Genomic DNA, 24655 nt, shown 5'->3' on the forward strand with positions numbered 1-24655 from the left:
CAGCCATCGCATCAAGAAATGCGCCTGGAACGACGACTATCTCATCAATGCGATCACTCATATGCGATAGCCCTGCCCTCCGGAGGGAGAGGAAAGAAACTCCGCCTACTTCAACACCTTCCCACCCGCCCCGAACCGATACGTCTTCGCCGCATCCGGCGTCGCATAGAGCGTCGCGCCCGGCTCGGCGTTGTAGACGCCGAAGATGCGCACCGTGATCAGCCCGGCCTTCTCGCAGTCGAGATAGAGGTTGGTGTCGGCGCCGAGATGCTCGGCATGCACGACCGTGCCTTTCCAGGCGCCGGACTTCGTATCGACCGTCAGATGCTCCGGCCGCACGCCGACGGTCTTGGCCGTCTCGCCGAGCCTGGCGCCGTCGATGAAATTCATCTTCGGCGAGCCGATGAAGCCGGCGACGAATTCGTTGGCCGGCGAATTGTAGAGCTCCATCGGGCTGCCGATCTGCTCGATGCGGCCGGCATTGAGCACGACGATCTTGTCGGCCAGCGTCATCGCCTCGACCTGGTCGTGGGTGACGTAGATCATCGTCGCCTTCAGCCGCCGGTGCAGCTGCGCGATCTCCAGGCGGGTGTTGACGCGAAGCGCGGCGTCGAGGTTCGACAGCGGCTCGTCGAAGAGAAAAAGCTTCGGCTCGCGCACCACGGCGCGGCCGATGGCGACGCGCTGGCGCTGGCCGCCCGACAGTTCCGCCGGCCGGCGCTCGAGATAGGGCTCTAGCGACAGCATCGCGGAAGCGATCTTGATGCGCCGCTCGATCTCGGCCGCCGGCGTGCCGGCCTGCTTCAGGCCCAGCGCCATGTTGTTCTTCACCGTCAGATGCGGGTAGAGCGCGTAGGTCTGGAACACCATGGCGATGCCGCGTTTCGCGGGCGGCGTGACGGAAACGTCCGCGCCGTCGATCAGCACACGGCCGGAGGTCGAGTCCTCGAGCCCGGCGATGACGCGCAACAGCGTCGATTTTCCGCACCCGGACGGGCCGACGAAGACGACGAACTCGCCGTCCGTCACCTCGAGGTCGATGCCCTTCAGAACCTCGACCGGCCCGAAAGCCTTCTTCACATTCTCGATCTTCAGCGAGCCCACGGCTTCGTTCCTGTTCTAGAGTTTGACGACGTTGCCGCTGCGCACGCTCTCGTCGGCGGCGAGGCAGACGGCGAGCGATTTCACGGCATCATCCATGTGGCGGGTGAGGTCGATATTTTCGCGGATGGCCTTGAGCAGGAAGGCTTGCTCCAGATCGCAGAGCTCCTGATGCCCCGGCTCGCCTTCCATCGACAGCAGCTGGTCTTCCCTGGCGAATTTACCGTCCGGTCCGGTCTCGGCGCTGTGCAGCCGGATCGTCGAGGTCTTGGTGTGGGTGTCGATGTCGTCGGACTTGACGCCCTCCTTCATCACGATCGACACACAGCCCTTGGGCGACATCACGTCCTTCACGAAGAAGGCCGTCTCCGAGACCATCGGGCCCCAGCCGGCCTCGTACCAGCCGACCGAGCCGTCCTCGAACAGAACCTGCAGGTGGCCGTAATTGTACATCGACGGCGCCACCTCGTCGCTCAGCCGCACCCCCATGCCGCGCACTTCGACGGGCTTCGCATCGGCGATCTGCAGCATCACGTCGAGATAGTGCACGCCGCAGTCGACGATCGGCGAGGTCGTCTGCATCAATTGCTTGTGCGTCCCCCAGGTATGGCCGGAGGATTGCTGGTTGAGGTTCATGCGGAAGACATATGGCCCGCCGAGCTTGCGCGCCTCGGCGATCAGCCGCACCCAGGACGGATGGTGACGCAGGATATAGCCGATCACCAGTTTCCTGCCGTTGGCCTTGGCGGCGTCGACGACGCGCTTCGCGTCGGCAACCGTCGTCGCCAGCGGCTTCTCGACGAAGACATGGCAGCCGGCCTCGAAGGCCCTGACCGCATAATCGGCATGGCTGTCGGAATAGGTGGCGATCGCCGCGACGTCTGGCTTCTCGTCGCGCAGCGCGTCCACGAAGGAGCGTCTGATGCCGTAGCTCCCGAGCCCCTCCGGCAGCGGCACGTCGGAACGGTTGACGAGTGCGGCGATCTGGAAGCCTGGATTGGTGTGGTAGGCGAGCGCATGGCTGCGGCCCATATTGCCGAGTCCGGCGACGACGACGCGAAGGGGTTCTTCCGAGCTCACTTGACGGCCCCCGACGTGATGCCGCGGATCAGCTGCCGCGAGAAGATGACATAGAGGATCAGCACCGGCAGGATCGCCAGCGACAGCGCCGCCAGGATCGCGTTCCAGTTGGTGACGAACTGGCCGAGAAAGAGCTGCGCGCCGAGCGTCACGGTCTTGGTCTCTTCCGAAGGTGCCAGGATCAGCGGGAACCACAGATCGTTCCAGATCGGGATCATTGTGAAGACGGCGACGGTCGCCATCGCCGGCCGCACCAGCGGCAGCACAAGGCGGAAGAAGATCGTGTATTCCGAGAGCCCGTCTATGCGGCCTGCGTTCTTCAGGTCGCTGGACACCTGCTTCATGAATTCGGACAGGATGAAGATCGCCAGCGGCAGCCCTTGCGCCGTGTAGACCAGGATCAGCGCCGTCAGCGTGTTGACCAGCCCGCTCGCCACCATCAATTGCAGGATGGCGACGGTGCCGAGCCTGATCGGGATCATGATGCCGAGCGCCAGGTAAAGACCCATCAGCGTGTTGCCGCGGAAGCGGTATTCCGACAGCGCGAAGGCGGCCATCGCCCCGAACAGCAGCACGAAAAACAGCGAGGCGACGGTGACGATGAGGCTGTTCTGGAAATAGTGGAAGAAATCGCCCTGGCCGAACACCGTGGTGTAGCCGATCAGGTCGAAGGTCTTCGTCGTCGGCGGCGTCAGCGGCGCGCCGAAAATGCCCGCGCGAGACTTGAACGAATTCATCACCACCAGGATCACCGGGAACAGCGCGATCGCCGTGTAGGTCAGCAGGATCGCATGCGCGCCGATGGTGCGGGGAAGCGAACGGGTGGCTGTGCTCATGGCGCGCCTCAGAACTGGTAGCGACGCAGGCGCGTCTGCACGAGGAACAGGTAGACGCAGACGCCGGCGAGGATGATCAGGAACATGATCGTGGCGATCGCGGCGCCCATGTTGGGGTCGCCGACCTGCAGCTGGAAGCCGAAGAAGGCGCGGTAGAGGAAGGTGCCGAGGATGTCGGTCGAATAGTTCGGTCCGGCGAGCGCGCCTTGCGCGGTGTAGATCAGGTCGAAGGCGTTGAAATTGCCGACGAAGGTCAGGATCGAAATGATGCCGATCGAGGGCAGGATCAGCGGCAGCTTGATCTTCCAGAACTGCGCCATGCCGGTGACGCCGTCGCATTCGGCCGCCTCGATCACCTCTTCGGGGATCGACAGCAGCGCCGCGTAGATCAGCATCATCGGGATGCCGACAAATTGCCAGACCGACACCAGGCTGAGCGCGGTAAGCGCATATTGCTCCTTGCCGAGCCATGGCGTGAACAGGCTCTTCAGGCCGACGAAATCGAGCAGATGCGGCGCCACGCCCCACAGCGGCGACAGGATCAGCTTCCAGGCGAAGCCGACGATGACGAAGGACAGGATCGTCGGCACGAAGATCGCCGTGCGGTAGAAGGCGGTGAAGCGCAGCCTGGGGCTGGAAAGCAGCGCCGCGAGCAGGATGCCGATCGGGTTCTGCACCAGCATGTGGATGATGAAGAACCAGACATTGTTCCGCAGCGCGTTCCAGAAATTCACCGACCAGTTCGGATCGCCGAACAGCGTGCGGAAGTTGCCCAGTCCGACAAAGACCTGGGACTGGTCTATGTTGCGGAATAGCGAGAGCTGCAGCGTGCCGAACAGCGGCAGGATCATGAATGCGGTGTAGACCAGCACCGCCGGCGCCAGGAAGACGCCGACATGCCAGCGGATCGGTCTTTTCGGTCGCGTTTCTGCAGCCATGAGTTCGGTAGCCATGAGTTCGGTTCCCCGCCGTCTCTGGGTTCCAGTTCAGGTGATGCTAGCTGATGCCCCGATGCACGGCTTGGCTGTCCCCTTCGAGGAGAAAGACAAGGCCAGCGACAGATCGGCTCCGTCTTCCCCGCAAGGTGAGGGTAAGACCGGGAGGCTGCGCCGACAATCGCTATCTGGAACTGTTTGAATGCCGGCCGGGCTCGCGCCCGGCCGGCATCGCAATCGATGCTCCTACTTCGCCGGCTTGTACCAGCTGTCGAGGCCGTCCTGCAGCTTCTTGGCCGCGGCTTCCGGCGTGTCGGTGCCGTTGATCACATTGGCCGATTCCACCCAGGTCTCGTTCTCGAGGTTCGGCGTGCCGCGCGACAGGATCTGGTAGGTCGAGCGGATCGTCGACTTGCACTTGTCGCGCCAGGAAACGAACTCCTGCGCCAGCGGGTCTTCCATCTTCACCGGCGAGGAGTTCAGGCTGAAGAAGCCCGGCAGCGCGTTGGCGTAGATGGTGGCGAAATCCGGCGAGGCCACCCAGGACAGGAACGTCTTTGCCGCGTCCGCGTGCTTGGAAGCAGCGTTCAGGCCCATGCCGATGTCGGTATGGTCGGAGATGTAGCAGGTGTCGCCGGCCTTCTCGACCGGCGGCGGGAAGGCACCCATCTTGAACTGAGCCTGGGTGTTGAACAGGCCGATTTCCCAGGATCCGGCCGGGTAGATGGCTGCGCGGCCGAGCGTGAACAGGTTCTGGCTGTCCGGATAGGTCTGCGCCTCGAAGCCGTCGCCGAGATACGGCTTCCACTTGGCCAGTTCCTCATACGGCGCGACCCAGTCCTTGTCGGTCAGCTTCTGCTCGCCCTTGATCAGGGCCGCGCGGCCGTCCTCGCCCTTCCAGTAGTTCGGGCCGATGTTCTGGTAGCCCATGGTCGCGGCTTCCCAGAGGTCCTTGGTGCCCATCGCCATCGGGATGTAGGTGCCGTCGGCCTTGATCTTGTCGAGCACGGCGAAGAACTCGTCGCGGGTCGTCGGCACCTTGAGGCCGAGCTTTTCGAAGGCGTCCTTGTTGTAGATGAAGCCGTGGATGACCGAGGCCATCGGCACGCAGAAGCTCGACTTGCCGTCGTCGGTCTGCCAGGCGGACTTGGCGACGGGCGAGAAGTTCTCCATGCCCGGCAACGAGCTAAGGTCGGCGAGGTTGCCCTTCTTGAACAGCTCGAGCGACTTGTCGAAGGGGCGGCAGGTGATCAGGTCGCCCGCCGAGCCGGCGGCGAGCTTGGCGCCGAGGGCCGCGTCATACTCGGTCGGGGCCGAAGGCGCAAACACCACCTTGATGCCGGGGTTCTTGGCCTCGAACGCCGGGATCAGCTTGTCCTTCCAGATGGTCAGGTCGTCGCCGCGCCAGCTTTCGATGTTGAGCGTCACGTCCTCGGCCAGCGCCATCCCGGTCGTGCCGAGGATGCTTGTGCCGAGCAGAAGGGCTGTCAGTAGTTTGGTCTTCATCTTCAGTCTCCCTGTTGACCTTTTTCAGGTTCCGTTTTGATGAGAACAGAGGCTCAGCGCCCCTTGCTCCCCTCGCAAGCCCGTTTCACCCCGATGGAAATCGGGATGAAACAGGCCCTACTTCTTTGTTAGGGCATGATCTTTTCCGAAAAGCGGGTTCCACTTTTCGGGATCATGCCCCAGCGCGGAAAGCGCCGGCCGAAGTTTCTGGCCGGTTCCTTCCAGTATCTTCTCGGCCGCGTCGGCGTTGGCGGCGCCGGCGGCGAGCAGAATGGCGGTCTTGACGACGCCACCGCTTTCCTCGAGCAGGCGGGCCGCGTCGTCGCGGCTCTTGCCGCTGATGGCGGCGACCATGCGCACGGCGCGGTCGCGCAGCTTGATGTTGTCGGCGGTCAGGTTGACCATGTAGCCGTCATGGACATGGCCGAGATGGATGGCGGTCAGAGTCGACAGCATGTTGAGCGCGATCTTCTGCGCGGTGCCCGCGCCCATGCGCGTCGAGCCGGCGATCAGCTCCGGAGGCGTTTCGAGCAGGATGGCGACGTCGGCTTGCTTGAACAGCGCGGCGCCCCGGTTGTTGGCGATGGCGATGGTGGCAGCGCCCCGGCGCCGCGCGTCCTGCAGCGCCTGGACTGCATAAGGGGTCGAGCCGCTGGCGGAAATGGCGATCAGGCAGTCGCCCTTGCCAATATCGGCCGCTGCGACGGCCGCCGCCGCTTCCCCGGTGTCGTCCTCCGGGCCGCCGGCCAGCGTGCGGAAGGCCTCGTCGCCGCCGGCGATCAGGATGGCGATGCGGTCGCGCGCAATGCCGAACGTGCCGGGCAGTTCCAGCGCATCGGCCAGCGCCATAAGGCCAGAGCTGCCGGCCGCCGCATAGGCGAGCCTGCCGCCGCTCTTCAACTGCTTCGCGATGAGTTCGGCGGCAACGGCGATTGCCGGAATGGCGCCGTGCACGGCCTTGCTGGCCTCGATCTGGGCATTGGCCAGGAACGCCAGAATGGCTTCCGGAGCCTGGACATCCAGCCCCTCGGCATTCTGGTGGAGCGCTTCCGTGCGCGTCTCGGCCATCCGTTTTCCTCCCAACTGAGCGAACAATACCAAAAAAATACCACTTGTCCACACGCATTAACGAATTTCAGGCAAAGGAAGTCGCTTGCCGGCAAATTACCGTGGGTTTTCAATAAAATACGCCTTAATCTTTTTGAACCGAAATTAACTCTTGGCTATTGGTATTTTATTGGTATTATCCCGGCCGAGGAGAAAATCGCGTGAAATTCGTGCTTGGCATCGATGGCGGCGGCACCAGCTGTAGGGCTGCCCTTGCGACCGTCGACGGCGCTGTCGTCGGCCGCGCCAAAAGCGGCGCCGCCAACATCCGCACCGACCTCACCGGCGCCCGCGCCAACATCGTCGAGGCGGCCAGGCAGGCTTTCCTCGCCGCTGGCCACGATCCGGAGCTGATCCCGCGGACACCTGCCATCCTTGGTCTGGCCGGCGCCAATGTCGGCACCTACCGGCAGCAGCTCGAGGCGATCCTGCCTTTCAGCCAAAGCCGTGTCGAAACCGATGCCGAGATCGCGCTCGAAGGCGCGGTCGGTTCCGGCGACGGCGCCATGGCCATCCTGGGCACCGGCACAGCCTATATGGCGCGTAAGGGCGGAAAATCGCGCGCCATCGGCGGCTGGGGTTTCCAGGTCGGCGACCAGGGCAGCGGCGCCCGCATCGGCCGCGACCTGCTGGAGCAGACGCTGCTTGCCTATGACGGCATTCGTCCCGGCTCGCCCTTGACGGACGCCATGCTCGCCGTCTTTCGCAACAATCCGGAAGACGTGGTCGAATTCACCACCAACGCCAAGCCGGGCGATTTCGGCGGCTTCGCGCCAAAGGTCTTCGACCATGCCGAAAAGGGCGATCTCGTCGCCAACTGGATCCTCGGCAAGGCGGTGGCCGATGTCGAGGCTTCGCTCGGCGCGCTCGATCTCGCCGAAGATGCCCCGCTCTGCCTGCTCGGTGGCCTCGCGCCGCTTTACGCGCCGCGACTGTCGGCGCGCTATCAGGCGCTGCTGAAAGCTCCGCTCGACGACGCGCTCGGCGGCGCCGTGCAGATGGCCTTGCGCGTCTTCGCCAAGGGTTCGGAGGTCGGCCGATGAGCGCCGCCGACCAGATCTTCGCCATGCTGCCGGAGGCGCCGCGATGAGCGCCGCCGACCAGATCTTCGCCATGCTGAAAGAATCCTCGCAGAGCGGTGCGCCGCTTTACCTGCAGCTCAGGCGCAGCATCGAGGAAGCGGTCAATCGCGGCCTGATCGGTCCTGGCGATGCGCTGCCGTCCGAGCGTGACATCGCCAGCAAGGCCGATATCTCGCGCGTCACCGTGCGCAAGGCTGTGCAGGACCTGGTAAAGGGTGGCATCCTCGTGCAGCGTCATGGCTCGGGCACCTTCGTCGCTCCGCGCATGGAGCGCGTCGAGCAATCCCTGTCGCGGCTCACCTCCTTCACCGAGGACATGGCGCGCCGCGGCATGAACGTGCGCTCCGTCTGGCTCGACCGCGGCCTCTATGCGCCGTCGCCGGATGAGATGATGGTGCTGGGCCTGTCCTCGACCGAGCTGGTGGCGCGCGTCGCGCGCCTGCGCATCGCCAACGACACGCCGCTGGCGATCGAGCGCGCCGCGCTCTCGGCCAGCGTCCTGCCCGACCCCGAGGCGATCGGCTCCTCGCTCTATGCGGCGCTGGGCACGACCGGCAATCGCCCGGTACGCGCCGTGCAGCGCATCTCGGCCACTAATCTCGGCGACGCCGATGCGCGCCTGCTGGAAGTGCCGCCGGGGGTTGCCGGTCTGCAGATCGAGCGCATTTCCTATCTGGCGAGCGGCAAGGTGATCGAGTTCACCCGCTCGGTCTACAGGGGCGACGCCTATGATTTCGTCGCGGAACTCCGGCTGACTGGGCCGGGAGAGGAGATCCGGCCATGATGGCAAACACCACCCACATGCGGCGCGAGATCGATGAGATCCCTGAAGCCGCCGCCCGTCTTCTCGGCGGCTCGGCCTCGGCGCTGGCCGAGGCCGGTCGTGGCCTGCGCGAGCGCGACCCGCATTTCGTCGTCACCGTGGCGCGCGGCTCATCCGACCATGCGGCGACCTTCATGAAATATGCCGTCGAATTGACGGCGGGTCTTGCGGTCGCCTCGGTGGGGCCGTCGATCGCGTCCATTTATGGCGCGAAGCTCAGGCTGCGCGGCTCCGCATGCCTGGCGATCTCGCAGTCGGGCAAAAGCCCCGATATCGTCGCCATGGCCGAAACGGCAAGAGCCGGAGGAGCGCTCACTGTCGCCATCACCAACACGGCCGACTCGCCGCTGGCGCGCGCCTCGGACTATGCCATCGACATTCTGGCGGGGCCGGAACGCTCCGTCGCGGCCACCAAGACCTTCGTCAATTCGGCCGTCGCCGGCCTTGCGCTGATGGCGCATGCGACCGACGACCAGCCGTTGCTGAAGGCGCTCGCCGGCCTGCCTGGCCATTTCGAGAAGGCGATCGCCTGCGACTGGATGGCGCTCGCCGGAGCGCTGGAAAATCCGCAGTCGCTGTTCATCCTCGGCCGCGGCCCATCCTTCGCGATCGCCAGCGAGGCGGCGCTGAAATTCAAGGAAACCTGCGCCATGCACGCCGAGGCCTACAGCGCCGCCGAGGTCATGCATGGGCCGTTGGCGCTGGTCGGACCCGGCTTCCCGGTTCTGGCGCTTGCCGCGCGCGATGCGTCCGAACCCTCGGTCGCCGAGGCGGCCGACGGGCTGACGGCCAAGGGCGCGGCCGCCTTCATCACCTCCGACAAGGCGAAGGCCGCGAAACTCCTGCCGCATGTCGCCACCGGCCACCCGCTGACCGACCCGCTGCCGCTGATCGTGTCCTTCTACGGCTTCGTCGAGGCGTTCGCGCGCCATCGCGGCCTCGACCCCGACACGCCGCGCAACCTGCGCAAAGTGACGGAAACCGTATGAGCGACCGTTTCGCACTCGCCGGCGCCCGCATCTTCGACGGCGCCGACTGGCATGACAACGCCGCCCTTGTCGTCAAGGGCGACGCGGTCGAGGCCATCCTGCCCGCAGGCGCGATTCCGTCCGGCGTTCCGGCGGTCGAGACCGGTGGTGGCCTGCTGGTTCCTGGTTTCGTCGACATCCAGGTCAATGGCGGCGGCGGCGTGATGCTCAACGACCATCCCGACGTCGCCTCGATCGAGACCATCTGCCGGGCGCACGCGCCCTTCGGCACCACAGCACTGCTGGTGACGCTGATCACCGACACGCCGGCGATCACCGCCGCCGCCATCGCCGCCGGCGCCGAGGCGGCGCGGGAAAAGGCGCCGGGCTTCCTCGGCCTGCATCTGGAAGGGCCGCATCTCTCCGTAGCCCGCAAGGGCGCGCATGATCCGGCGCTGATCCGGCCGATGACCGATACCGACCAGGCGGCGCTCATTGCGGCGTGCAAAGAGCTTCCGGTGCTGCTTACCACGATCGCCCCGGAATCGGTCGAACCGTCCCGTGTCACGGCGCTGGCCAAGGCCGGCGTCGTCGTCAGCCTCGGCCATAGCGATACCGATTATTCGACCGCCAGTGCCTTTGCCGGCGCCGGCGCCACGATGGTGACGCATCTGTTCAACGCCATGAGCCAGATCGGCAACCGCGAGCCGGGTCTGGCGGGCGCTGCGATCGACACCGGCGGTCTGTACGCCGGCATCATCGCCGACGGCATCCATGTCCATCCCGCGACGATGATCCTGGCGCTGCGCGGCAAGCAGGGGCCGGGCAAGATCGTGCTGGTCACCGACGCCATGGCAACGATCGGCACCGACATGACGTCGTTCACGCTGAACGGCCGCACCATCTACCGCAAGGACGGCAGCCTCAGGCTTGCCGACGGAACGCTTGCCGGCGCCGATCTCGACATGATTTCCGCCGTCCGCTTCGTCCACCGCGTCGTCGGCCTCGACCTCGACGAGGCCTTGCGCATGGCCTCGCTCTATCCGGCCGAGGCTATCGGCCAGGCGCATCGGCTCGGCCGTTTCGCCAACGGCACCGCCGCCGACATTGTTGGCCTGTCGGAGGGGCTGGATGTCAGGAACGTCTGGATCGGCGGCAAGAAGGTTTTTGGGGCGTAACCTCCGCGATTTTCGTCATCCTAGGGTCTGCGCGCGTCGCTCCGAGGCCTGCGGCTCGACAATCGTTAGCCGGCTACGCGCGCCGCATAGATATCCTTGTACATCTCGCGCAGCACGTTCTTCTGCACCTTGCCCATCGTGTTGCGCGGCAACTCGTCGACGAAGATCACCTGCTTCGGATGCTTGTATTTCGCCAGCCGGCCGGCGATGGCGCCGGCAATGTCGGCCGCGCTGATCGCCGATCCCGGCTTGCGCACCACGACCGCGGTGACGCCTTCGCCGAAATCCGGATGGGCGACGCCGATCACCGCGCTTTCCCCTACGCCATCAAGCGCGTCGATCTCGCTCTCGATCTCTTTCGGATAGACATTGTAGCCGCCCGAGATGATCAGGTCCTTGCCGCGCCCGACGATGTGGACATAGCCGTCGGCATCGATCAGGCCGAGGTCGCCGGTGATGAAGAAGCCGTCGTCGCGAAACTCGGCCCTGGTCTTTTCGGGCATGCGCCAATAGCCGGCAAAGACGTTCGGGCCCTTGACCTCGATCATGCCGATCTCACCCTGGGCCAGCGGCCTGGCCGTCTCGGGATCGGTGACGCGCAGCGAGACGCCGGGCAAGGGGAACCCGACCGTGCCGGCGCGCCGCTCGCCGTCATAGGGATTGGACGTGTTCATGTTGGTCTCGGTCATGCCGTAGCGCTCGAGGATGGCGTGGCCAGTGCGCTCGCGCCAGGCCTTGTGCGTCTCGGCGAGCAGCGGCGCCGAGCCGGAGATGAAGACCCGGATGGCGCTGGCCGCTTCGCGCGTCAGGCCGTGCTGCTGCAACAGCCGTACATAGAAGGTCGGCACGCCCATCAGCGCGGTCGCGCGCGGCATCAGCGACAGGATGCGCGCCGGGTCGAATTTCTGCTCGAAGAACATTGTCGCGCCGGCCATCAGGATGACGTTGGTGGCGACGAACAGGCCGTGCGTGTGGAAGATCGGCAGCGCATGGATCAGCACGTCGTCGGCGCCGAAGCGCCACTGCTCCACCAGCACGCGGGCATTGGAAGCAAGGTTCTCGTGGCTGAGCATCGCGCCCTTGGAACGGCCGGTCGTGCCGGACGTATAGAGGATAGCGGCAAGATCGTCCGGCCCGCGCGCGACATCGCTGAAATCCGTCGCCTGCCGCGAAGCCTGGCTGGCGAGCGTTCCCTGCCCGTCGCGGCCGAGCGTGAGCACCGTCGCGCCGATCGATGCGGCAAGCGGCTCGACGCCCGAAAGACGGTCCGGATCGCACACGATCAGCCTCGGCTCGGCGTCGCGGAAGAAATAGTCGAGCTCCGGCAGCGTGTATGCGGTGTTGAGCGGCAGGAAGACCGCGCCGGCGCGCAACGAGGCGAGATAGAGCAGCGCCGCCTCCGGGCTCTTCTCGACCTGGACGGCGACACGGTTTCCGGGCTCGACGCCTGCCTGCACCAGCGCATGCGCCAGTTGCGCCGACTCCGCCAGCATGTCGCCATAGGTGATCGAACGGCCGTCATCCGTCTCCATCAGCAGCCGGCCCGGCGCCGGCATATGGGAACGGAAAGCGCCGAAGAGATGATTGGTCATGAAAATGTCCTCTAGAACAATTCCAGGAAAAGTGTGTGCGGCTTTCCGTCCTGAATTGCGTCAAAACAGGAAATAGAGCGCACGCCGAATGGCCCAGGCGTTGCGCTGCCGAGCGAATACCAGATTTGGCGGCTGGAGCAAAAACGGCGCGGCAGTTATCTGCGGCGCCCTTTGCTTACGCCGGCCTTCGGATCATAACCCTGCGCGAGGCGTTCCATGCACATCGCCGCGGTGAGGCGGTAATGATTGAGAAGCGCCTCGACCGCGCCGTCGGCGTCGCCATCCAGCGTGCGCTCGGCAATTATCCGGTGCTCGCCAAGATCGTCGCGTCCCATGCCCGGCTCGTTTTGCGAAATCAGGCGGTAGCGCGAAGCCTGATCGGAAAGCTGATCGCAAAAGCCGATCAACCAATGCGACCGGCACGCCGCGATCAGCGCGCGATGGAAGGCGCGGTGCAGCTTCTCCCATTCCGGATTGTTGGTTGCCGGGTCTTCCGGCAGGCGGCGCTCGGCGCGCGCGAGGCGGTGCAGGGCCAGCACCAGCTGCTCTTCCCATTCGGCGGTGCGGTGCGCAATGGATTCGCGCAGCGCTTGCTCCTCCAGCCAGCAGCGCGTACGCGTCAACTCCTCCAGCTCCGCGGCGCTGACCGGCATCAGGAAGAAGCCGCGCTGGTCGTGACGTCCGAGCAGGCCCTCGGCGGCCAGGCGGTTGAGGGCCTCGCGCACCGGCGAGGCGCCGGCGCCATAGCGGGAAACGACCCATTCGACACGCAGTTTCGTCTCGGACTCCAGAGCTCCGCGCAGCAAGTCGTCGCGGAGTTGCTGGTAGACCGAACTGGCAAGCGTGCTTTTGGCGCTCTTGCTCTCGCCCGGCTCGGTGTTTCCGTTTGTCAATCGAACTCCTGTTGCTTTGCCCCTGGTTTGCCAGGGCCCCGCGGCGAAGCAATTCCCGTACATGTATCATACAGCCGGGCAACGGCGCCTCAAGCGGAAGATGACGATATTCGACTTTAAGACAAGGCAGGCCCTCTATTCATCGAATAAAGTAGAATCTCGGGGAAAAGCCGATATTCCCGCGTCGCCTCATATATCGAACAGTCGTTCAATTGTCGCGGTTATGCAACTCCGGCGAAAGGTGGGGCAGTTATACGTTTAACTGGCGGCCCTGTCGGCGGTCGTTCGAATTGCTTCGATATTTGCCCTGTAGGCTTCGACGCTGCCGCCCTTGAAGACAGCGGCGCCCGCCACCAGCACATTGGCGCCGGCTGCGGTCACCAGCGGCGCCGTTTCGGCCGAAACGCCGCCGTCGATCTCGATGTGGATTGGCCGGCTGCCGATCAGCGCCTTGACCCGTTTCACCTTGTCGACGATCGCCGGGATGAAGGCCTGTCCGCCGAAGCCCGGATTGACGGTCATGATCAGGATGAGGTCGAGCCGGTCGAGCACATACTCGATCGCCGTTTCCGGCGTCGCCGGGTTGAGCGAGACGCCGGCCTTCTTGCCAAGGCTCTTGATGGTCTGCAGCGAACGGTCGAGATGCGGGCCGGCCTCGGCGTGAACCGTCATGCCGTCGCAGCCGGCTTCGGCGAAGGCCGCCAGGTAAGGATCGGCCGGCGCAATCATCAGATGGCAGTCGAAGAAGGCCTTGGTGCGGTTGCGGATCGCCTTGATCACCGGCGGGCCGAAGGTGATGTTGGGCACAAAATGGCCGTCCATCACATCGAGATGGATCCAGTCGGCGCCGGCCGCCGCGACGGCCTCGACCTCATCGCCGAGCTTGGAGAAATCCGAAGCCAGCACCGATGGCGCGATCAGGGTCTTCTTGCTCATGGCGCAAATTCTCCCGGCAGTCCTGCGCGCGTGGCCGCGCCTGTCAGGGCGATTGCCTAGAGCAATTCCAGGAAAAGTGCGAGCGGTTTTCCGTCCGGAATCGCGTCAAAACAAGGAGATAGAGGGTTCGCCGTTTCCGTGAAACGGTGAAACGCGCTAATGCATGTCGCGCAGAAGTGTGCAGCGGCTTTGCGATAACCACATGCATGAAAACAAAGGCTTAAAGCGCGTCGCCTGAATCCGCTTCAGCGACGCGCTAGACCATGATCCGGCCAAGGGGAAGCATGTTTTCGACAGGCGCATCGGCCCGCTTGCCACAGGGCTGTCTTCGATGTGGAAAAGCAAACCCGCCGGATCGCTCCGGCGGGTCTGGGTTTCCGGCCGCAAGATTACGGCTTGAAGTTCTGGATGTTGGCGCCCGCCGGATCCTGCGGCACGCGCCGCGGCTGGCGCTGCGGCACCAGTTGCTGCAGCACGTTCGGGTTGAGCAGGATGCCGGGGTTGATCTCGATGCCCGGCCGCCTGCGGATCGGCGTGCAGTCCGGGAACCGTCCGGTCGTGCCGACCGGGCAGCGCCGCTTGGTCAGCACCGGCTGGCACTGGCCGTCGATGTAGCGCGAGCCCGGCGCGCATTCCTGTTGCGGCTTGCGGCAGGCGCCGTCGCGGATTTCGGTCCCGCGCGGGCAGACGCAGTCGCCCCGCTTGTTGTGGACCTGACCGCGAATGGTGCACTGCTCCTGCTTCGGCTTTGGCGGCCTGCAGGCTTTGCCCTGCACCTCCAGGCCATCCGGGCAGGCGCAGTTGCCGTTGGCGTCGCGCACCTGGCCGCGGATCGGGCATTGCCTCGACACGATCGGCCGGCAGGCGCCGTCACGGACTTCCGTGCGGCTCGGGCAGACACAATCGCCATCGGCATTGCGGGACTGGCCCCGGATGCGGCACTGGGCGGGCGGCTGCCTGTCGGGCACGCAGGCCTTGGCCACCCGGTCGAGATGTGTGCCGTCCGGGCAGGTGCAGCCATTGCCGTTCGAAGTCGGCACCGCGCCGCGCACCGTGCATTTCGGCGGGATGACCTGGCACACGCCGTTGACGAGTTCGCCGCGGCGGCAGACGCAATTGCCGTCCTGGTCGCGGTACTGGCCGGGACGCAGCGTGCATTCCGGCTCCTGCGGCTCTTCGCCCCGCACGCATTTGCCGTTTTCCAGCTCCGTGCCGCGCGGGCAGACGCAACGTCCGTCCGCTGTCCGGATCTGGCCCTGCAGCAGGACGCAGCGCGGCGGCACGGGCAGCGGCAAGAGCTTGGTGCCGCCGCCTGAGCACTGGCCATTGCGGAAGGTGGTGCCGTCCGGGCAGGCGCAACGGCCGGCCGAGTTCAGCACCAGCCCACCCGAGCACTGTTTCTTCACCTCATGCCTGATGGTGAAGGGGTGGCATGAATAGGCCTTGCCGCGGTCGCCCTGGCTGGTGGTCAGGTCGTGCGACAGCACGTCGCCGCCGCCTTGCACCGGCGTGTTCGGAGGAAGCACGCCGACGCAGTTCTGGCCGTTGACCGAACCCTGCAGATCGGCAAGACGCCCGTCCTCGGGAAGGATCACGGTGACGTGGTGGGTGCGGCTTTCGCCTGCCCCCAGCGTCAGGTCGGCGATGCAGGATAGAGGCAGCGTCGTCGGCTCCGGCGAGCAGCCGAAGGGCGGATCGATCGAGGTGATCTGAACGCCTTCCAGCCGGCCGAGCCCTTCCACGCCGATCGCATCGCCGATGCGGACCGGACCGGAGAAGGGGTTCGGCCCATCATTCGTGATGGTGATCTCGAACGAGCAGGGTTCTCCCGGCTGGCACTCGGCATCGCCGGTCTTCTCGACGCGGATGGCGGAAGTGCCGCCGCCCTTCGCGCAGGCCTGGCCGATCGGGTAGACGATGTCGTCGCCCGGCGCCGGCCCATAGGAGCCGCGCGCGCAGTTTTCGAACGCGCCATTGCCGCTCACCGTCACGTCGAAGTGCCTGGAGGTTCCGGGCGTCATCACGGCGCCGGGAATCTGGCACGACAGCGTGTTGGCAGGCACCGGTCCGCAGTTCCATTCCGGGCCGTCCGGGGCCACAGTCTGGATCTGCACCGGAGCGCCGCCCGACACCAGGGCCGCGGCATCGTTGACCCGCACCGGTCCGGTGGGAGCCGCGGTGCCGGCATTGCTGATGGTGATGCGGCAAGCGACCATTCCGGCGCGCACGAGCTGATCGCCGCCGCAGGTCTTGGTGATGCGCAGGCCAGGCTGGCGGCCATTCGGATGGCGGATGCGCTCGATGGCGCAGGCCTTGTTGTTGGCGAGGTCGACCTCGCCGGGAATGGCCTTCACCTCGGCGCAGTTCTCCACCGTGTCCGGCCGGTAGTTTGCCGGCATCACCGCCTTGACGACGATCGGCGTCGAGGCGCCCGGAGGCAGCGAGATGCCGGCATTGTCGCAGCGGAACTGTCCGGGCCCGTTCGGTCCGCAGCTCCAGGGCGGGCTCGGCCCGAAGGTCGACGAGGTGGGCGCACCGCCGGGGTAGGTGTCGATCACCGTCAGCGGCCCGTTATAGGTGTTGCTGCCGTTGTTGATGACGTCGATCACGAAGAAGCACACGCCGTCCGGCGTGCAGACCGGTACGCGGGCGCGCTTCTTCAGGATCAGGTCGACGTTCTTTTCGACCGGCGGATTGCACTGCGGATCGCGATCGCCACGGCGGCAGATCGGGATCGAAGCGCAGCCGCGGTCGTTCTGCTGGCTGCCGAACAGCGGCTTGCCGCTGGCTTGGTAGTCATAGGCGGCGCAGTTGCGCAGCACGCTGCCCTGCCACCCGCCCGCCGGCTTGAATCCAAGCTTGAGGTTGACGGAAGCGCCGGGGTTGAGCGTGGTCGGCGGATAGGTGCAGGTCATCGGCGTCGTGCCGGGCACGCAGACCCAGGGCGCGTTCGGCCCGGAGGCCAGCACGGAGCCTGCCGGCAGCGTCACCTCGTCGAGCACGATCTTGCCGTTATAGGGCGCGTCGCCGACATTGGTGACGGTGATGGTGAAGTCGCAGCCGCCGGCCATCGTGCAACGCGGCACGTCGGCATGCTTCTCGACCTTGAGGTCCGGCTCCTTGTCTTTCGGCGGGCATCTCAGATCACGCGGGATGACGATGTCGATGACCTGCGTGCAGCAGAGCCCCCAGCCTTCCTTCGGCCCGGCATAGGTTTCGATGCCGGTGACGACGAGATGGATGGCCTCGCCGGGCGAGGCGCCGATGATCTTCCAGTTCAGCACGCCGCCGCCGACCGGTACCTTTTGCGTGTCGGGAACGATGGTGATGCCGGGCGTCGTCGTCGACACCTGCACCCGCTTGCCGCCCATCTCCGGGCCGACCGGCATGTGGTAGATGAAGGCGCCGCCGCCGGGCACGCAGTCGACCGTGCCGTGCTCGACCTTGAAGCATTCCTTGCCGGGAGGTGGCGGCGGGTTGCACTTGGTGACGTCGATATGGATCGTTGTCTTGGCACCGGTCAGGAAGTCGCCGTCGTCCGGCTTGCTCGGGTCCTGCGACGGGATGACGGTCCCCGGGCCGCCTCCCATTGTCACCTTGATCTGACCCTGGTTGTCGACATTGGCCGGCGCGGGAAACGCCGCCAGGTCGATCTTGGCCAGGATGCGGAAGGTGATGGTGCGTTCGTTCGGCGCGCCCGAACCGTCGAGATCCTCGGCGGAAATCCGGAGATCGGAAACCGTCGCCGTATCGTCGGGGTTGGCCGAGCTGCTGATCGTGGCCGCCGGCAGCGCTCCGCCGCCGGCGTCCGTGCCGTCGCCGGTCACATTCACGTTGACGATCTTCAGGCCGTGCGCAAGCTGGTCCTTGAAGTCGATCCTGACGTTCTTCAGTGCGTTGGCCAAAGCCGGATTGGCGAAGGCTTGCCCATTGCCGCGCAGGCCGAAGGTCAGCGTATAGTAGACATAGTCGCAGCCGCGCTGGCCGCCCGTCTTGGTGAAGAAGGGCACGATGCGGCCGGGCTCGGGATTGACGATGCGCGGATTGTCCAGGTCGAGCCTGGGCTCCGGTCCGGCGACTTCAGTGAGCTTGGCCGGCGCGGTGTCTTCGGCAAGCGCCGGCAGCGCCGGCATCATGGCGACCGCGATACCGGCCGCCATCAGCCAGCGCGCGCCGCGCCTGGCGTATGACAGGGGTTTCATGATCGTCTCCATGACGGTTTTCGTGTTGCGCGAAGCGAGGTGGGAAAGGGCGAGATTTGTCATCTGTCCCTCCCTCAACGTTCGCAGCTGACGGCTGGCGTTCTGAGCGGCAGCGTCATCTTGCAGCAAGGGTAGTAGCCGCCCTTGTCCTGGTCGGACCTGCGATAGAAGCAGAGCCCGACATTGACGGTGTCGCCAGGATCATGGCCGGTGATGTCGACCGCGTAGGGCTTGCCCGGAACATGCGACATAGGGGTCGATACCCCGACACCGGGCGTCCTGGACTGCGCCTTGATCGAATCGCCGCCAAAGCCGGCATGGTCATGGAGATAGAGTTCGGCGCGAAGTCCGCGCGGCGTGCAATAATAGTGCACATCCTCGACGTCGACGCAGGGCGGCAGATTGCCGGGCGGCGGGAAGTCGGGCGGATAGAGCGGAGGCAGATAGCCGCCGGGGATTTCCTCGTAATAGCCGGCGCGGCCCTCGCAGGGGCGCCAGACCCTTATGTCGCCGACATGGCCTTCGACCTCCGGGTCTTCGAAATAGCCGTCGAAGTCGACGAACCACGAGCCGAAGGGCGGAACGTTCGCCGGCTTGACCAGCGCGCTCGGCGTCAACTGCACGCCGTGCACGGCAAGCGGCCCGCCGGCGGCGAGGCGCTCGGCAAGCTCGGGATTGTCGCGCAACTTGTCGCCGGTGTTGACGACGGTCTCGGTGCAGACGCTGGTGTCGATATTGCCGTCGGCGTCATAGCCATATTGCAGGTCGACGCCACCGGCCGACTGGCGGTTGCTTTGCGGAAAGCCGACCGCGTATTCCTGCGGCACCTCGACCCATGCCGATTCCGTCGCCGGATCGTCCGGGTCCTCGCGCCAGTAGCGGATCAGCTCGCCTTTGCCGGAATCGGCGAAGCGGCTGTAATCGTAACGGTTTTCGACCGGGCCGCGCTGGGCGAGGTACATGAAGCCCTTGTTGTCGAAGGCGATGTCGGTGACGGCGTAATCCTTCTCGGCACTGACCGTCAGTTCCCAACGCGGATCGCCGGCGAACGTGCCGTCGCGCGCGATGCCGACCGACCATATCTCGGATTTTTCGCCGACCGAATAATAGAGCCGGCCGCCATGATAGGAGACCGCCCAGACACGGCGCTCGTCCTGCGTATAGCCCCAGGTCTCGGGGTCTTCGGTATCGAAGGCCGCGCCCTGGATGTCCATAACCGCGCCATCGTCGGCGACGGGGCCAAGCCCATGCGCCGGGCGGCCGGCGACACCATGGTCGTACGTGTCGATCAGATGGCCGGTGGCGTCGATCCGATGGATCAGGCCGGTGTCGAGATCCGAGGCGAAGAACTGGCGGTGGATGGGATCGAAGGTGAGGTTGCCGATGCCCGGCCCGCTGTTGGTGTCGATGTCGGCGAATTTCGAGACGGCGCCGGTGATGCCGTCGATCTTCCAGATCGCGCCTGGTCCGCCGCCATTCTCGGTGCCGAACTGGCCGTCCATGAAGGTGGCGCCGACGGCGCCGCGACGCTGCCGCTCCGGACGCCCGTCGTCGTCGGCGTCCGGCGTGACGATCTCGACGCCATGCAGCGAGGTCGCGGCGGCATAAAGATTGGGAATGCCCGACGGAACGCCATCACGCACGCCATCGTCATAGGTCAGTCCGAACACCTCGCCGATCTGCCCAGCCGTCACCTCGAAGGGCGGCGGCGTGAAGACGAGCTGACCCGAGGCAGGCCCGCCGAGATGCGAGACGTCGAAAATGCGCAAGGACGCCCGCGAGGTGTCGATGAAGGTTTCGTCGACCGGGTCGGTGCCGGGCGGCAAGCCCTGATCGAAATCGGGGATTATGGTGCCGGGGAAGCCGGTGACCGCCATCGATCCGGGATAGATGATCTGCGTTTCCTGCGCCTTCGCAACGCCGCCGAGCCAGAGGCTGGCGGACAGCGCCACGGCAAGAATTCCACGGGTCGTTGCTATTGCGCGGCGCAGACGGCCGCCACGAGAACGCACGAACGAGCCGCGACCGCCAGACATTGAACTCCCCCCGAAGCCGCAGGAAGGAACATCCGGTCTTGTCGCGCCAACCAGGGCAAGGCGCGGCGTTGCGGCACGTTCTTCCCCGATCGAATTGTCTGCTTTCCTCCTGGTGAGGATACGCCTGCGCCTATGCATGGTCAACGGAATCAGCCGAAAGCCCAGCGCGTCGACCCCTTCCCGAGGGCGGTGATCGCGCTGGACTCCCGTTGTTCCCGGAGACCGCGGAGTCTCTGGGTTTCTGGTCATGGGGCTTTCCCTTTCCGGGCCGCAACATTGCGGCGCCTGGCCATCAGTCGCTGTCAGGCAGGGAAAGGTTCATTTGCGGATGGCGGAGCGGAAAGCGTTCCCGGGCCGCCGGGGCGTTACCAGATCCAGCTGCCCCGGCCGAGCGCCGATACCGCCTCGACAATGCGGGTGAAGCTCGTCCGTGCCCGGCCGACCATGTGCCGGGCTCGGAGATAGCCGTGCACAAGGCCAGGCTCCTCGAACCAGGTGGCGCGTCCGCCGGCCGCGACGATGCGGTCGCGATAGGCCTCGCCGTCGGAAGACAGCGGGTCGCACTGGGCGGTGATCAGCACCGTCGGCGGCAAATTGGCGAAATCGGCGTCGGCGAGCGGGTAGAGCGTGATATCGCCGGTCCGGTCCACGCCGCCGGTGCGGATATGCTTGTAGAAATCGAGGTCGCGCACCGTCAGCATAGGCGCCTCGGCATGGGTGACGTAGGAGCCGCGCGAATGGTCGCCGCCAAGGCCGGGATAGATCAGCATCTGGCCGGTCGGCTTCTTCGCATGGCCGCGCGTCGCATGCGCTGTCGCCGCGCAGAGATTGCCGCCGGCGCTGTCGCCGCAAAGCACGACAGGGCGGTCATAGGTCCTGGCGGCCCATTCGAAAGCGTCCATGGCGTCGTCGAAGGCGGCCGGATGCAGATTTTCCGGCGCCAGCCGGTAATCGACCGAGGCCACCTCGAAGCCGCTGCGGGCGCAAAGCTCGGCGCAGACGTCGTCATGGCTGTCCAGCCCGCCGAGAATGAAGCCGCCGCCATGGAGATAGAGCACCATGGCGGCATTGTTCGGCGTGGCGTTGCGATAGATGCGGATCGGTATGCTGTTGGCGATGCTTGTCGTCTCGGCGGTCACGCCTTGCGGATAGTCGGCAAAGAACTCCCGGCACATCCGGTCATAGATCGCACGCTGCTGGATGATCGTGTAGTCGATCGTGTCCGGCGGATAATAGGAATTGGTCTTCTCGATGAAGGCCCAGGTCTCGGCATCGATTAGGGTTTTGTAGTCGGTCATGTGAGACGACCAACTTTCGGTGATGGCGCCCAGGCCCCCCTCTCTGTCCTGCGGGACATCTCCCCCTCAAGAGGGGAGATTGGCAGCTTCAAGCCCTCGCGTCTCCTTGCAATGTTGGCGATTGGCGAAAGTCTTCGCGACACCCAATCTCCCCCCTTGCGGGGGAGATGCCCGGCAGGGCAGAGGGGGGTGCCTCGCGCCGTCATCTTTGACGTTATCGTCCCTTCCAAACCGGGTCGCGCTTTTCCGCGAACGCCCGGAACCCCTCCATATTGTCTTCGGAGCCATAGAGCGCGTCAACCGTCGGCAACTGCCGGCGTGTCACCTTGTTCATCGCGTCCTGGAAGGTCAGCGCCTCGGCCACGCGCGCCGTCTCCTTGATCGAGGCGAACACCAGCGGCGGGCCGCTGGCCAAGAGCCTTGCGATCTCCCAGACGCGCTCTTCGAGCTTGTCCTTGGGCAGCACTTCGTTGACCAGGCCCCAGCGATGCGCCTCGGCGACATCCATCCAGCGGCCGGTGAACAGGAGGTCCATGGCGATGTGGTAGGGGATGCGCTTCGGCAGCTTGATGGTGGCTGCGTCGGCCAGCGTGCCCGCACGGATCTCCGGCAGCGCGAAGGAGGAATGGTCCGAGGCGTAGATCAGGTCGCAGGACAGCGCCAGTTCGAAGCCGCCGCCCACCGCCATGCCGTTGACGCAGGCGATCACCGGCTTGTTGAGGTCGCGCAACTCCTGCAGCCCGGCAAAACCGCCGACGCCGTAATCGCCGTCGACCGCGTCGCCGGCGGCGGCCGCCTTCAGGTCCCAGCCGGCGCTGAAGAACTTGTCGCCTGCGGTCTTGACGATCGCGACGCGCAGGTCGGGATCGTCCCGGAACGCCCTGAAGGTCTCGCCCATCAGCCGCGATGTCTTCAGGTCGATGGCGTTGGCCTTCGGCCGGTCGAGCGTGACCTCGAGGATCGTGCCCTCGCGGCGGGTCGTAATGATTTCAGCCATTCTTCTTTTCTCCAAGCACCAGCAGGGCATCCGCGATCCAGGCGCCTTTGCCTTCGGCGCAGACGATCAGCGGGTTGATGTCGAGTTCCTCGATCTCGCCTTCGTTCTTCTGGACGAAGTCGGCAATGCCGGCGATGGCGTCGATGGCCGCCTGGACATCGGCCTTCGGCCGGCCGCGATAGCCTTCGAGGAGCGGATAGAGCTTCAATCCGCGCAGCGCCGCCTCGATGTCGTCGCGCGTCGCCGGCAGCATCAGGGTCACGCTGTCGCGCAGAAGCTCGACCAGCACGCCGCCCGTGCCGAGCGTCATCACCACGCCGAACATCGGATCGCGGGTGAAGCCGACGATCAGCTCGGCGACGCCGTCGCGCACCATGCGCTCGGCATAGAGCCCGGTGCCGAGCGGCAGAAGGTCATGCGCGGCGGCGCTGACGGACTCGGCGTCCTTGAGGTTCAGCCTGACGGCGCCGACTTCCGACTTGTGCGTGACGCCGAGCGCCTTCAGCGCCACCGGGAAGCCCAGCGTCATCGACGAGATCACCGCCTCGACCGCGTTGGAAGCGCGTTCGCCCTTCGGCACCGGCAGGCCGGCCTTGATCAGCCTTTCCTTGGCTTCGGCCTCGTCCGGCGTCACGTGTCTGGCTTCCGACGCGCCCGCCGCCGTGGTGTCGACCGGCTGCGCCTGCGGCTCGCGCCATGCCCAGCCGATGAAGGCGGCGGCCTGCGCGGCGTCCATGGCCTCCGAAATGCCGAACAACGGCACCATGCCGCGCGCCATCAGCCCGGCGGTGTATTCCTCCGGCAGGTTTTCCGGCAGCGACGAGACGATCGCGCCTTGCGCCTTGTTGGTCTTCAGCGCCGCCTCGAAGGCGCGCAGCGTCGCCCACCAGTCGACGTCCGAGCAACGGTCGGGGCGCGGGAAGTCCAGCACCAGCATGTTGAGGTCGAAACCGCCCGACACCATGGCGGTGAAGGTGGCCGTCATCGCCGGCTCGTTGTTCCAGATGAAGGTGTGGTAGTCGAGCGGATTGGCGACCGCGACCAGCGGTCCGAGCGTCGATTTGACATGGGCACGGTGCTCGGCCGCCAGGGCCGGGAAATGCACCCAGCGCCCCTCGGCGCTGTCGGCCATCACGGAAGCCTCGCCGCCTGAGCAGCTCATCGAGGACAGCTTGTAGCCGGGCAGCGGCCCGGTGATGTGCAGCAGCTTCAGCGCCTCGATGAAGGCCGGGATGGAATCGACACGCGCAATGCCGAGCCGCTTCAGGAACGCGCCGGATGCGGCGTCCGAGCCGGCCAGCGAGGCGGTATGCGAGACGGTCGCCTGCCGCGCCTGCTCCGAGCGGCCGACCTTCATGGCGATGATCGGCTTCTCCAGCTCGCGGGCGCGCGCCGCCAGCTTTTCGAAGCCGGCTACCGAGTCGAAAGCCTCGATATGCAGGCCGAGCGAGGTGACGCGCTCGTCCTCGATCAGGCCGAGCGCCATTTCCGACAGGCCGGTCTGCGCCTGGTTGCCAGCCGTCATCAGGAAGGCGATCGGCAGGCCACGCTTCTGCATCGTCATGTTGATGGCGATGTTGGACGACTGGGTGATGATGGCGACGCCCTTGCCGCCCTCGGCCAGGCGGATGCCGCCATGCTGGTCGGGCCACAACAACGCGCCGTCGGCATAGTTGATCAGGCCATAGCAGTTCGGGCCGATGATCGGCATCCGGCCGGCGGCGGCAACGAGCTCGGCCTGCAGCCGCTCGCCGTCCTCGTCATAGGCTTCGGTCTCGAGGAAGCCGGCAGCGAAGCAGACGGCGCCGCCGGCGCCGCGCTCGGCCAGCGCCTTGATCACCTCGATGGTGAGATGCCGGTTGACGCCGACGAAGGCGGCGTCCGGCGCGCCGGGCAGGTCGGCGACGGAGCGGTAGGCCTTGCGGCCGGCGACCTCGTCCTTGGTCGGATGCACCGGCCAGATTTCGCCGGCAAATCCCATCTTGATCGATTGCGCCACGACGGCGGCGGCCTGCGCCCCGCCGAACACGGCGATCGATTTCGGGCGCAGGAGACGTTCGAGTTTATGCATGGCCATCTTTTCGT

Annotated in this window: 18 protein-coding genes; 4 read left to right on the plus strand and 14 right to left on the minus strand. The window is 65.7% G+C overall.

Annotated features, from left to right (window positions below; all coding sequences use genetic code 11):
• Positions 1 to 105 precede the first annotated feature (105 nt).
• From FJ957_RS13015 to FJ957_RS13040, 6 genes are all read right to left on the minus strand, one after another.
• The gene (locus tag FJ957_RS13015) at positions 106 to 1104 is read right to left on the minus strand and encodes an ABC transporter ATP-binding protein (RefSeq protein ID WP_140659687.1); all 999 of its coding nucleotides are present in this window, start codon (positions 1102 to 1104) and stop codon (positions 106 to 108) included.
• A 15-nt stretch (positions 1105 to 1119) separates the two neighbouring features.
• Positions 1120 to 2181, minus strand: a complete 1062-nt coding sequence (locus tag FJ957_RS13020; protein ID WP_140831923.1) for a Gfo/Idh/MocA family oxidoreductase — start codon at positions 2179 to 2181, stop codon at positions 1120 to 1122.
• On the minus strand, positions 2178 to 3017 hold the full coding sequence (locus FJ957_RS13025; RefSeq protein ID WP_140659689.1) for a carbohydrate ABC transporter permease: 840 nt from the start codon (positions 3015 to 3017) through the stop codon (positions 2178 to 2180). Before FJ957_RS13025 ends, FJ957_RS13020 begins: the two co-directional genes overlap by 4 nt.
• An 8-nt stretch (positions 3018 to 3025) precedes the next feature.
• On the minus strand, positions 3026 to 3955 hold the full coding sequence (locus tag FJ957_RS13030; RefSeq protein WP_140659703.1) for a sugar ABC transporter permease: 930 nt from the start codon (positions 3953 to 3955) through the stop codon (positions 3026 to 3028).
• Between the two features lie 243 nt (positions 3956 to 4198).
• Positions 4199 to 5458, minus strand: a complete 1260-nt coding sequence (locus tag FJ957_RS13035; RefSeq protein WP_140659690.1) for an ABC transporter substrate-binding protein — start codon at positions 5456 to 5458, stop codon at positions 4199 to 4201.
• A gap of 117 nt (positions 5459 to 5575) precedes the next feature.
• Complete coding sequence (locus tag FJ957_RS13040; RefSeq protein WP_140831925.1) at positions 5576 to 6526, minus strand: N-acetylmuramic acid 6-phosphate etherase; 951 nt, start codon at positions 6524 to 6526, stop codon at positions 5576 to 5578.
• Positions 6527 to 6726: 200 nt separating this feature from the next.
• Between FJ957_RS13040 and FJ957_RS13045 the strand changes: the two genes are divergently transcribed.
• Genes FJ957_RS13045 through nagA form a run of 4 tightly spaced genes read left to right on the plus strand, consistent with a single transcriptional unit; the run spans position 6727 to position 10616 of the window.
• Positions 6727 to 7608, plus strand: a complete 882-nt coding sequence (locus tag FJ957_RS13045; RefSeq protein ID WP_140659692.1) for an N-acetylglucosamine kinase — start codon at positions 6727 to 6729, stop codon at positions 7606 to 7608.
• 43 nt (positions 7609 to 7651) lie between these two features.
• A complete protein-coding gene (locus tag FJ957_RS13050; protein WP_128259892.1) occupies positions 7652 to 8431 on the plus strand; it encodes a GntR family transcriptional regulator in 780 nt (259 codons plus the stop codon).
• The gene (locus FJ957_RS13055) at positions 8428 to 9459 is read left to right on the plus strand and encodes an SIS domain-containing protein (RefSeq protein ID WP_140831927.1); all 1032 of its coding nucleotides are present in this window, start codon (positions 8428 to 8430) and stop codon (positions 9457 to 9459) included. The genes FJ957_RS13050 and FJ957_RS13055 overlap by 4 nt, the downstream gene beginning before the upstream one ends.
• Positions 9456 to 10616 (plus strand): N-acetylglucosamine-6-phosphate deacetylase, encoded by a 1161-nt coding sequence (nagA, locus tag FJ957_RS13060; protein WP_140831929.1) that lies wholly within the window; start codon positions 9456 to 9458, stop codon positions 10614 to 10616. Before FJ957_RS13055 ends, nagA begins: the two co-directional genes overlap by 4 nt.
• Positions 10617 to 10681: 65 nt before the next feature.
• Here nagA and FJ957_RS13065 read toward each other — a convergent pair whose 3' ends face one another.
• From FJ957_RS13065 to FJ957_RS13110, 8 genes are all read right to left on the minus strand, one after another.
• Entirely contained in the window at positions 10682 to 12208 is a 1527-nt protein-coding gene (locus tag FJ957_RS13065; protein ID WP_140831930.1) for a malonyl-CoA synthase, read from the minus strand.
• Positions 12209 to 12363: 155 nt separating this feature from the next.
• Positions 12364 to 13101, minus strand: coding sequence for a GntR family transcriptional regulator (locus FJ957_RS13070; RefSeq protein WP_246685837.1), 738 nt, complete (start codon positions 13099 to 13101; stop codon positions 12364 to 12366).
• A 258-nt stretch (positions 13102 to 13359) separates the two neighbouring features.
• A complete protein-coding gene (gene rpe / locus FJ957_RS13075; RefSeq protein ID WP_140831933.1) occupies positions 13360 to 14037 on the minus strand; it encodes a ribulose-phosphate 3-epimerase in 678 nt (225 codons plus the stop codon).
• Positions 14038 to 14426: 389 nt separating this feature from the next.
• A complete protein-coding gene (locus tag FJ957_RS13085) occupies positions 14427 to 18302 on the minus strand; it encodes a DUF11 domain-containing protein (protein WP_140831935.1) in 3876 nt (1291 codons plus the stop codon).
• A gap of 11 nt (positions 18303 to 18313) precedes the next feature.
• On the minus strand, positions 18314 to 20275 hold the full coding sequence (locus FJ957_RS13090) for a hypothetical protein (RefSeq protein WP_140831937.1): 1962 nt from the start codon (positions 20273 to 20275) through the stop codon (positions 18314 to 18316).
• A gap of 365 nt (positions 20276 to 20640) precedes the next feature.
• On the minus strand, positions 20641 to 21573 hold the full coding sequence (locus tag FJ957_RS13095) for an alpha/beta hydrolase (RefSeq protein ID WP_140831939.1): 933 nt from the start codon (positions 21571 to 21573) through the stop codon (positions 20641 to 20643).
• Positions 21574 to 21787: 214 nt separating this feature from the next.
• Positions 21788 to 22570 (minus strand): carnitinyl-CoA dehydratase, encoded by a 783-nt coding sequence (locus tag FJ957_RS13105; RefSeq protein WP_140831942.1) that lies wholly within the window; start codon positions 22568 to 22570, stop codon positions 21788 to 21790.
• A complete protein-coding gene (locus FJ957_RS13110; RefSeq protein ID WP_140831944.1) occupies positions 22563 to 24641 on the minus strand; it encodes an acetate--CoA ligase family protein in 2079 nt (692 codons plus the stop codon). The genes FJ957_RS13105 and FJ957_RS13110 overlap by 8 nt, the downstream gene beginning before the upstream one ends.
• Between the last annotated feature and the right edge of the window lie 14 nt (positions 24642 to 24655).

Origin of the sequence: Mesorhizobium sp. B2-4-6, from assembly GCF_006442775.1 — a bacterium.
Lineage (GTDB): Bacteria > Pseudomonadota > Alphaproteobacteria > Rhizobiales > Rhizobiaceae > Mesorhizobium.